Annotated in this window: 1 protein-coding gene; it reads right to left on the bottom strand. The window is 75.7% G+C overall.

Going from position 1 to position 382, the window contains the following annotated elements:
* The coding region (locus EN749_RS37415; RefSeq protein ID WP_128365182.1) for a DUF1403 family protein at nucleotides 1-342 on the bottom strand (342 nt) is incomplete at its 3' end.
* Nucleotides 343-382: the final 40 nt, after the last annotated feature.

Raw genomic sequence — 382 nt, 5'->3', positions numbered from 1 at the left:
GGGTGGCTGCCCGGCCAACTGCCGCCAGGCACCAAAGACGGCGCCGGCGGGACCGGGGTCGGTCCCGACCTGGCGCAGATACCAAGCGTCGCGCAGGGCGGCCGCGTCCTCGGCGCGGCCAACAAGCCGCATGCTGGCGGCGGCGCAGCTAAGCGCCAGGCGCTGTCGCCAGGCCCCGGCCCAGCTGGCTTGAGCGCGGGCCAGCGTGTCGAGCGACGCCAGGGCGGCGCCGGCCCGGAAGGCGGCGTCGGCGTCGCTCGGCGCGCCGGCGCTTGCGAGCGCCCAGGCCGGGACGGCGGGCGGCGCGGCGGGACTGGCGGTCGCGGGATCGAGGCGAATCATGATTTTGGAGCGTAAAGCGCCGGTGCGCTTTTTGCTATGA

It is taken from the genome of Mesorhizobium sp. M7A.F.Ca.ET.027.02.1.1 (assembly GCF_004022985.1).
In the GTDB taxonomy this organism is placed as follows: domain Bacteria; phylum Pseudomonadota; class Alphaproteobacteria; order Rhizobiales; family Rhizobiaceae; genus Mesorhizobium.
Note: the sequence above shows the minus strand (reverse complement) of the source record. Positions and strands in the feature narration are given on the sequence as shown.